The organism is Gelidibacter pelagius, from assembly GCF_017581925.1.
Lineage (GTDB): Bacteria > Bacteroidota > Bacteroidia > Flavobacteriales > Flavobacteriaceae > Gelidibacter > Gelidibacter pelagius.
Genome location: NZ_JAGEVG010000012.1, coordinates 159,804 through 168,629 on the forward strand (window position 1 = coordinate 159,804; position 8,826 = coordinate 168,629).

An 8,826-nucleotide genomic window follows, 5' to 3' on the forward strand; every position below is an offset into this window, starting at 1 on the left:
CTTTGAAGGAGATTCTAAACTGAAGATATCCCGTCATTTTGCGGGTAATACAAAGAAATTGATTGCCATGATAACCACCGAAATATCCAATAAAAAAACTACCGAACTGGAACGTTACTTTCAACAGTTCAGAAAACATATCATTGGTATTGATCAAGAGTTTATGACGCCTTATGGAAAGCAGAAAATCGTTTATACAGATTGGACAGCTTCAGGGCGTTTATACAGGCCTATTGAAGAAACATTGATGAACGTCTTTGGTCCGTATGTGGCGAATACCCATACAGAGACAACGGTTTCTGGGACTGCCATGACTAAGGCTTATCATAAGGCGAAGCATATTATAAAAGACCATGTAAACAGCAACGACGATGATGTGCTGATTTGTTGCGGTAGTGGCATGACTGAGGCTATTAATAAGTTTCAGCGGATTTTGGGCTTGAAAGTTCCTGAAAACATGAGAAAGCATACCATAGTTCCGGATGCCATGAAACCGGTTGTGTTTATTACACATATGGAACATCATTCCAACCAAACATCCTGGTTAGAAACTATTGCAAAAGTGGAGGTGATTCCTCCAGGGGAAGACGGTTTGTTTTGTATGGAGAATTTTAAAGTGCTTCTTGAACAATATAAGGATCGCCCCATTAAAATTGCTTCGGTTGTAGGCGGCTCTAATGTCACTGGCATCCAAACACCTTATCATGATATCGCTAAAGTGATGCATCAAAATGGCGGGGTGTGTTTCGTTGACTTTGCGTGTTCTGCACCTTATGTGGATATTGACATGCATCCAGAAGATGAAGAGCAAGCTTTGGACGCCATTTTCTTTTCACCACACAAATTTATTGGAGGTCCGGGAACATCTGGTGTTTTAATCTTCAGTAAAAAACTGTATAAAAACATGATTCCTGATAGTCCGGGCGGTGGTACCGTAAGTTGGACCAATCCTTGGGGAGAGCATAAATATATCGATAATATTGAAGATCGAGAAGACGGTGGAACCCCAGGATTTTTACAAACCATTAAAACTGCATTAGCCATTAAGCTTAAAGAGCAAATGGGCGTCGACAAAATATTGGAGCGCGAGCATGAAATCGTTGACTATATTTTCAGCGAGCTAAGTCCTGTTGAAAACATCAATATTCTTGCAGGCCAGCATCAAGAGCGATTGGGAGTGATTTCTTTCTATATTGATGATCTGCACTACAATTTAGGCGTCAAACTTTTAAACGATCGCTATGGGATCCAAACACGTGGAGGATGTAGTTGTGCCGGCACTTATGGACACTTCTTGTTGCACGTGGATATGGAAACCTCGAATGCTTTGACCCATGAAATTTCTTTAGGTGAATTAACTCGTAAACCTGGTTGGATCCGAATGTCTATTCATCCGACAACTACATCAGAGGAAACGGTGTATGTTTGTGATAGCTTAAAAGAGCTTGCCAAACATCATCAGGAGTGGGCTAAGGAGTATCAATATATTCCGGCAACCAACGAGTTTGTGCATAAATCTACTTTAGAGGAGGATAAATACGAACTTCCGGTGGATGATTGGTTTGAAATGTAATTGATGCGGTGGCGGATGGAACGCCGTCCTGCCCGTCCGTTCAGGCGGGTGACACGGATTGAACTGATATCTATTGAATATTTGCTTTTGAAATTTTAATAGTTGACCAATTTCGTAAATACTTCATCCCAGCTTAGCGTCTCTGTGAGAGATATTTCACATGTTATTTAAATTCCGCAGGAACTTTATCCCTATGCTTCCAACGTCGGTGCGTCCATAGATAATATTGTGGAGCTTCGCGGATTTGTTTCTCGACTTTTTTTGTGAATATATCGGAGATTTCGTAGTCGGGATAGTCGTTTGGGTTTACTGCAAGGGTTTCAAAAGTGGTCTCGTAATAGCCGCGTTTAAGACGTTTCACCCTGAAGAATACCACGGACATATCCAATCGTTTTGCCAACATTTCAGCACCGGTATGGATTGGAACTTTGATGCCCATAAATTCATTCCAGTGAAAAGCTCTTGTCACCTGAGGTGATTGGTCTGATACAAAGCCGTTGATGGTCAACTCGCCTTCTAACTTTGTTTGGGTCAATGTGGGAACCGTTTCTTTTGTGGTGATTAAGGTGCTGTCGTATTTGGCGCGAATTCGTTTTACCAGTCGGTCAAAATATTTATTGCTCAAGCGGCTATAAACAGCATATCCTTTGTGTGAGACATACTTTTGTAAGATAAAGATCCACTCCCAACTCCCGTAATGTCCACACATGAGCACGACGCTTCTGTTTTGCTTTCCCAGATCGGTGAGGAGTTCCACATTTGCAAACTTGAATCGTTTTCTCATTGACTCTTCAGAAATGGTCAATGATTTGATGGCTTCCACCATCATATCACAAAAATGATGGTAAAATTTCTCAGTGATGTCGTTGATTTCAGCTTCTGGTTTCTCAGGAAAAACTAATCTTAGATTATCTTGGACCACTTTTTTTCGATACCCTACAAGTTTGTAGATGATTATGTACAGTCCATCAGAGAAGGCATAAAGCAATCGAAACGGAAGGATTGATATCAGCCAAATAAGTGGATAAACTAAGATGTAAACGAGAAATTGCATTTTTTAATATTAGATTTGCAGCTGCAAAGATATGCTTTAATATAAATAATACGTTTTGAGTTTATGGGTAATTTGGATTTGGTGACCATTGTAGTAATTGCAGCAAATGTAATTATATCATTTAAAGGATTTAGCGATCGTGGTTTTTTTGAACGCTACAAATTTAACGTTGGTGGTATTAGGCGTGGTGAAAAGGTTAGAATATTCAGTTCTGGCTTTTTGCATGTAGACACAATGCACCTTTTCTTCAATATGTTTACCCTCTATTTTTTTGCTCCAGTAGTGATTCTCTATTTGGGAACCGTTCATTTTCTGATCATTTACATAGCCAGTTTGATTTTAGGAAATCTCCTGTCGCTCTATTTCCATAAAGATGAATATCACTATAGTGCCGTAGGGGCAAGTGGTGCCGTTACCGGTGTTTTATATTCGGCTATTTTATTGGAACCTTCTATGCAGCTGGGTATTTTGTTTATTCCATTGCCAATTCCTGCCTATGTTTTTGGAATCTTGTATTTGTTATATTCTATCTATGGCATGAAAAAACAATTGGGCAATATAGGTCACGATGCGCATTTTGGCGGTGCCATTGGTGGTTTTGTGGTCACATTGATCCTTAGGCCTTCTCTTTTTCAAACGGATTTATTGATGGTCGGTTTGCTGGCAATTCCTATTGTGGTTTTATTTGTGATGCATAAAACGGGGAAGTTGTAAGTGCATAGTGCTTAATAATCGAAGTCAATCTTATTCAAACTAATTCAAAAGCTCACCAATCTTCGCTTCTAACGCAGCACCTCTTAAGTTTTTCGCAACAATTCTCCCCGAAGCATCTAAGATATAGGTGGCCGGAATAGAATTGATATTGTACAGTTTAGCGATCGGATCATTAAAATAATTGAGGTTTGACACATGATGCCAAGTCAAGTTGTCGTCTTTGATCGCTTTTATCCATCTGTCTTTATGTCCAGGCCTGTCCAAAGAGACGTTGATGATTTCCAGACCCTTATCATGATACTTTTGATAGACTTTGACCACATTCGGGTTTTCTTTTCTGCATGGCCCACACCAAGAGGCCCAAAAATCAATGATGGTTACTTTTCCTCTGATATCACTTAAGGCAAGGGTATTGCCTTCAGGAGTTGGTGCGGAAAAATCAGGAGCCACTTTACCAATGTCTAAGGCGCCGAATTTGGCCATATGCAGCATCTTTGCTTCCAATTGAGCGGCCACACGTTGGCCATATTCTGAAGATTTGAGATCAGATGTCATAGCATCAAACTTTTGTTCTATAACTTTTAGATCGCTGTTGGGTGTTGCAATCAAAGACTCCATCAAGACTAATGAAAAATAATTGTCTGGATGTTCACTTATAAAATTCGTTGGATAATTTGTCAATTCCTGATTGATGTCTCTTATTTCTGTGGCAATTCGGGCATTTTCGGATTTGTCTTCAGCTGTTGCGAGCGCCCTGTTCTCCGCGATTAAAGCGTTGCGTTTGTTTGTCAATTCCTGTGCTTTATGCATATAAGTGGTTAACGCATCGTTAGATTTTGATCCTGAAATCGTAGAATTTCCCAGATTGTCTGGGTTTACGGAAATTGTAAATTCTCTATTTTCAATGATTATCGGCAAACGACCAACCACACTATTCATGGTCAAATACCAAAGTTGAGGTGAGTTTATTTCCCCTTTAAAAACGAACTTCTCATCCACAACAATAGAGGAGTCTTTAATAATTTCGCGTTGTTGATTATCGACAGTCTTTAAATAGGCTCTGACACCGTTATATACTCCAGGAGCCGTTCCACTGATGACATAGCTGTCTGTTTCAACTTGAGGATCGGACTTGCACGACGTCAATACGATGCAGACTATTAAAAGACTAAGGACTCTTTTCATGGGACTAATTTTTTATGGGTTCACAAATATAATAAGATATGACAGATAGGAAAGTTTATGAGGCTCTCATCAAAGCTTAATAAATTTAACATTTACTCTTAAAGATGGCATTTTTACGATATTTTTGCAGGAAAATGACGCTTTATGATTGCTAATGATACTATTGTTGCCTTGGCTACCGCTTCTGGAAGTGGTGCCATTGCGGTAATCCGACTTTCGGGAAAGGATGCTATTTCAATTGGCTCACGGTTTTTTAAATCGGTTTCAGGGAAATCCCTATCGGAACAGAAAACGCATACCGTACATTTAGGTCATATTGTTGATGATCCCAGAGTGATTGATGAGGTTTTGGTGACGATATTCAAAAACCCGCATTCGTACACCGGTGAAGATGTCATTGAGATTTCCTGTCATGGAAGTTTATATATCCAACAGGAAATCATTCAGTTGTTTTTGAAGAATGGCTGCCGAATGGCAAATGCTGGAGAATATACTTTAAGAGCCTTTTTAAACGGAAAACTGGATTTGAGTCAGGCCGAAGCCGTAGCCGATTTGATAGCCAGTGATAATGAAGCCTCCCATAAAATTGCCATGCAACAAATGCGCGGTGGGTTTAGTAATGAGATTAAACACCTGCGTGACGAATTACTGAACTTTGCAAGCTTGATTGAACTCGAGCTCGATTTTGCTGAAGAAGACGTCGAATTTGCCAATCGTGATGAGTTTTATAACTTGGTGAACCGGATTATTCATGTGTTAAAGCGACTGATCGATTCCTTTGCGGTTGGAAATGTCATTAAGAACGGGATTCCTGTGGCCATTGTTGGCGAACCAAACGTAGGGAAATCTACCTTACTCAATGCGCTTTTAAATGAAGAACGCGCCATCGTTTCTGAGATAGCGGGTACGACGAGAGACACGATTGAAGACGAAATGGTGATAGGGGGGATGAGCTTCCGATTTATTGACACGGCGGGCATCCGTGAGACTGAAGATATCGTGGAAAGTATCGGTATTAAGAAAACTTTTGAAAAGATAGAGCAAGCTCAGGTGGTGTTATTTTTAATTGGCAGTGGTCAGCTTGCCGATGGTAATGATGCGATTCAATCCTTTATCATTGAAATAGAAAAAATAAAGAACCAGTTTCCTCAGAAGCAATTATTGGTTGTGCTTAATAAAATCGATCAAATTTCCGATAGCGAGCTTGCCAATATTACAACGCACCTTGCACCTCACACCGCACACCTCATTCCTATTTCTGCTAAAACTGGATTTGGAGTAGAGCTGTTGACCGACACCTTATTGAATCTTATCAATACGGGAGCACTCAGAAACAACGAAACTATCGTTACCAACACCAGACATTACGATGCGCTCCTAAAAGCCTTTGAAGAAATCCAAAAAGTGAAATACGGTTTGGATTCAGAACTCTCTGGCGATTTGTTGGCCATTGACATCCGTCAGGCACTGTATCACTTTGGAGAGATTACAGGAGAGATAACCAATGATGACTTGTTGGGCAATATTTTTGCTAATTTCTGCATCGGAAAATAAAACTGGTTTCCGATACTTGTTTAATGTCTTCTTTTAATTGATATACAGATAGTTATAGTGTTAAAGTTTTTCTTTCTATTTCTTTTAGTATTACTTTTGGTACCACATATGTACTACATTTTAAATTTATGTAGTACAAACGTACCACATAATGAAAATAAAACTAAAAGAACGGAAACTACCAAGTGGGAAAATTAGCTTGCTAATAGAGTACTATAAGGGATCAGAGATATCCTCAGAAGGTAAAAGAAAACACATTCGCGACTATGAAAATCTAAAAATGTATTTGCATGGTGAACCGAAGAATACTATTGAAAGAAAAGAGAACAAGGAAACTATGGCCTTAGCCAAAAAGATTCTTGCGATTCGGGAAGCAGAATATTATCAAGGCAAGTTTGATCTTAAAACCACAACAAAAGGGATCAGACGGTTTTTAGAATTCTTTCGCGAAAAAGCAGAAGAGCGCTATGATAGTCCTAAAAATTATGGGAATTGGTCGGCCGCACTCATACACTTTGAGCGTTGTATTTCTCCAAACATTACTTTTGACGATATTGATGAAGCTTTTGTTAACAGAGTTCGAAAATACATCGACAAAGAAGCGCGTTCCAAAAGTAAATTGCCGTTATCATTAAATTCAAAATACACCTACTTCAACAAATTTAAAGCGACCCTTAGAGCTGCGTTTGACGAAGGCTATTTAGCACTTAACTATGCTACAAAAGTAAAGTCCTTCGAGCAAGCAGAAAGCCAACGCGAATATTTGACTTTTCAAGAGTTGCAAACCTTAGCCAACACCGATTGTAAATATGAAGTTTTAAAACGTGCTTTTTTGTTTTCATGTTTATCAGGTTTAAGATGGTCAGATATTAATGCGATGACTTGGTCAGAGGTACGTGATGAAGATGGGGTAAGCCGGGTAAACTTTAGACAAAAGAAAACTGACGGTGTGGAATATCTTTATATCTCAGATCAAGCCCGTGAATTGTTAGGCGAGCGTTGTGCTCCCAATGATAGGGTATTTGTAGGTCTAAAGTATTCAGCAGTTTATAATAATGAAATAGTACGTTGGTGCAATCGTGCAGGCGTATCAAAGCATATTACGTTTCATAGTGCCAGACATACAAATGCAGTTCTGTTATTAGAAAACGGCGCGGATATTTATACGGTTTCCAAACGTCTTGGACATAGAGAGATAAGAACCACACAGATTTATGCCAAAATAATTGATACAAAAATGAAGGAAGCGGCTAATAGTATTCCGATATTGAATATTACATTAGAATGACAACCTGAATTAGAATGGGACTTCGGTTTTTTTTAGCTTCAAAGGGACCTGAAGCCTAAATTGGGTAATGTTCGTTTTCGTAATTTTCGATAAGCAATAAAAGTATTTCCGCTTCGTCGCCTTCTATTGTTTTGATTGGGGCATCAAAGATTATCTCCAACCTTTTAAGAGCGTTTCGGTAATCTTTCTCAGATTTAATTGGCTTTAATTCCATAACTGTTTATTAAAATTGTATCAGCATCGATCTTGTCGTACCCACCAGCCGGACGGGCAGGTTCGCCATCGGTGCCAATAAAACGAATAAATGCCCAATTTTTTTGGTAATTGTACTTCGCAATTAAGAGGTAAGCATTTCCATTAATATTAAAAACCACTCGACCGTCTGTTAAGATGCTTGCATTTGCTTAAGTTTACATAACATCATTGGGTGAGAACCATGTTCCATTTTTAGCTGTATAGTACCAGGTTTTTAAATACTGTTCCGAATCAGCGTGCTTTCCCCAAAATTCCCTAAGTGTACTCTTTGCAATTATGCGTTTCATTGGTTCAATTATGATATAAATATGTAAATAGTTCTCTAATTAAGAACAATTCATATATTTTAAAATTAATTGTGAAATCTTTTTTTAGAGTTATCATCTAGAATATGTCATCAACAAATACTATTTAAGTAACCAAAACAGAGAATTTAATATTTTAGTATTAAAATGATTAGTTAGAAGTTTTTCTTATCTGCATTACGTTTTTTATTCGTGAAACTGTAAAATCGACGTCTAAATTAATTTTTCTCTAAAATTTTAACATATTTTAAACCACAAAACTACTAACACTCGTTCTTCTGATTGTTAATAACTTGAAATGTATCCTAAATGATCTATTGTTGAAGCCCTCATTCAATATCATTTGATACCCTTTGCTATCAAATACACATAAATGATACATAAGAATAATAGGGTTAAATTATTTCGGTTAATTTAATGACTGCCAAATGACTGTGCATAACTTATTGTTGTGATATTTTCTTTCACTAGTCTCTTTTTATACATTTATTTCCATCATCCCATAAGGGAAAACAAAAGTGCTTTTGTTCATTTTAATCATTTAAAACAATTAAAAATGGACAATTTATTATTATTGGAACGATTAGATCGTCTAGAAAAATTAATGGTCGGACAAAAAGAAGTTTTGACCTTTAACGAAGCCTGTGATTATACAGGTATATCCCGAAGCTATCTCTACAAATTGACTTCTTCAGGGAAAATCCCACACTCCAAACCCAACGGCAAAATGCTCTTTTTCGAGAAGCGTAAACTTGTGGAATGGCTACTACAAAACAAGCGAAAATCGCAACACGACATAGAAAGTGAGGCATTGGCCTATTCCTTAAGGAATAAGCGCATTTAATCTGCGAAATATACTATTTCACTAAAGCCAACGTCTATGGAAACAAATAAACAG

General features: G+C 38.1%; 9 protein-coding genes. 5 read left to right on the forward strand and 4 right to left on the reverse strand.

Annotated features, from left to right (window positions below; genetic code table 11):
- The first annotated feature begins 67 nt into the window (after window positions 1-67).
- Window positions 68-1,573 (forward strand): aminotransferase class V-fold PLP-dependent enzyme, encoded by a 1,506-nt coding sequence (locus J4051_RS11660; protein ID WP_208234045.1) that lies wholly within the window; start codon window positions 68-70, stop codon window positions 1,571-1,573.
- A 163-nt stretch (window positions 1,574-1,736) separates the two neighbouring features.
- On the opposite strand, the gene J4051_RS11665 is transcribed toward J4051_RS11660, so the two are convergent.
- Window positions 1,737-2,627 (reverse strand): lysophospholipid acyltransferase family protein, encoded by an 891-nt coding sequence (locus tag J4051_RS11665; protein ID WP_208234046.1) that lies wholly within the window; start codon window positions 2,625-2,627, stop codon window positions 1,737-1,739.
- A 63-nt stretch (window positions 2,628-2,690) separates the two neighbouring features.
- Here J4051_RS11665 and J4051_RS11670 point away from each other — a divergent pair, with 63 nt between their 5' ends.
- A complete protein-coding gene (locus J4051_RS11670) occupies window positions 2,691-3,341 on the forward strand; it encodes a rhomboid family intramembrane serine protease (RefSeq protein WP_208234047.1) in 651 nt (216 codons plus the stop codon).
- Between the two features lie 39 nt (window positions 3,342-3,380).
- On the opposite strand, the gene J4051_RS11675 is transcribed toward J4051_RS11670, so the two are convergent.
- Window positions 3,381-4,526, reverse strand: a complete 1,146-nt coding sequence (locus J4051_RS11675; RefSeq protein ID WP_208234048.1) for a TlpA disulfide reductase family protein — start codon at window positions 4,524-4,526, stop codon at window positions 3,381-3,383.
- Between the two features lie 144 nt (window positions 4,527-4,670).
- Between J4051_RS11675 and mnmE the strand changes: the two genes are divergently transcribed.
- Both mnmE and J4051_RS11685 read left to right on the forward strand, forming a co-directional pair.
- Window positions 4,671-6,080 (forward strand): tRNA uridine-5-carboxymethylaminomethyl(34) synthesis GTPase MnmE, encoded by a 1,410-nt coding sequence (mnmE, locus tag J4051_RS11680; protein ID WP_208234049.1) that lies wholly within the window; start codon window positions 4,671-4,673, stop codon window positions 6,078-6,080.
- 151 nt (window positions 6,081-6,231) lie between these two features.
- Window positions 6,232-7,368, forward strand: a complete 1,137-nt coding sequence (locus J4051_RS11685; protein ID WP_208234050.1) for a tyrosine-type recombinase/integrase — start codon at window positions 6,232-6,234, stop codon at window positions 7,366-7,368.
- A gap of 194 nt (window positions 7,369-7,562) precedes the next feature.
- Here J4051_RS11685 and J4051_RS19040 read toward each other — a convergent pair whose 3' ends face one another.
- A complete protein-coding gene (locus J4051_RS19040) occupies window positions 7,563-7,760 on the reverse strand; it encodes a type II toxin-antitoxin system HigB family toxin (RefSeq protein WP_317192715.1) in 198 nt (65 codons plus the stop codon).
- Between the two features lie 18 nt (window positions 7,761-7,778).
- Window positions 7,779-7,910, reverse strand: coding sequence for a hypothetical protein (locus J4051_RS19145; protein WP_262897798.1), 132 nt, complete (start codon window positions 7,908-7,910; stop codon window positions 7,779-7,781).
- A 574-nt stretch (window positions 7,911-8,484) separates the two neighbouring features.
- Between J4051_RS19145 and J4051_RS11695 the strand changes: the two genes are divergently transcribed.
- The gene (locus J4051_RS11695; RefSeq protein WP_208234051.1) at window positions 8,485-8,772 is read left to right on the forward strand and encodes a helix-turn-helix domain-containing protein; all 288 of its coding nucleotides are present in this window, start codon (window positions 8,485-8,487) and stop codon (window positions 8,770-8,772) included.
- Window positions 8,773-8,826 lie beyond the last annotated feature (54 nt).

Coding starts and splice junctions, on each gene's coding strand:
- J4051_RS11660 (WP_208234045.1), top strand. CDS start 68: ATGATAACCACCGAAATATCCAATAAAAAAACTACCGAACTGGAACGT.
- J4051_RS11665 (WP_208234046.1), bottom strand. CDS start 2,627: ATGCAATTTCTCGTTTACATCTTAGTTTATCCACTTATTTGGCTGATA.
- J4051_RS11670 (WP_208234047.1), top strand. CDS start 2,691: ATGGGTAATTTGGATTTGGTGACCATTGTAGTAATTGCAGCAAATGTA.
- J4051_RS11675 (WP_208234048.1), bottom strand. CDS start 4,526: ATGAAAAGAGTCCTTAGTCTTTTAATAGTCTGCATCGTATTGACGTCG.
- mnmE (WP_208234049.1), top strand. CDS start 4,671: ATGATTGCTAATGATACTATTGTTGCCTTGGCTACCGCTTCTGGAAGT.
- J4051_RS11685 (WP_208234050.1), top strand. CDS start 6,232: ATGAAAATAAAACTAAAAGAACGGAAACTACCAAGTGGGAAAATTAGC.
- J4051_RS19145 (WP_262897798.1), bottom strand. CDS start 7,910: ATGAAACGCATAATTGCAAAGAGTACACTTAGGGAATTTTGGGGAAAG.
- J4051_RS11695 (WP_208234051.1), top strand. CDS start 8,485: ATGGACAATTTATTATTATTGGAACGATTAGATCGTCTAGAAAAATTA.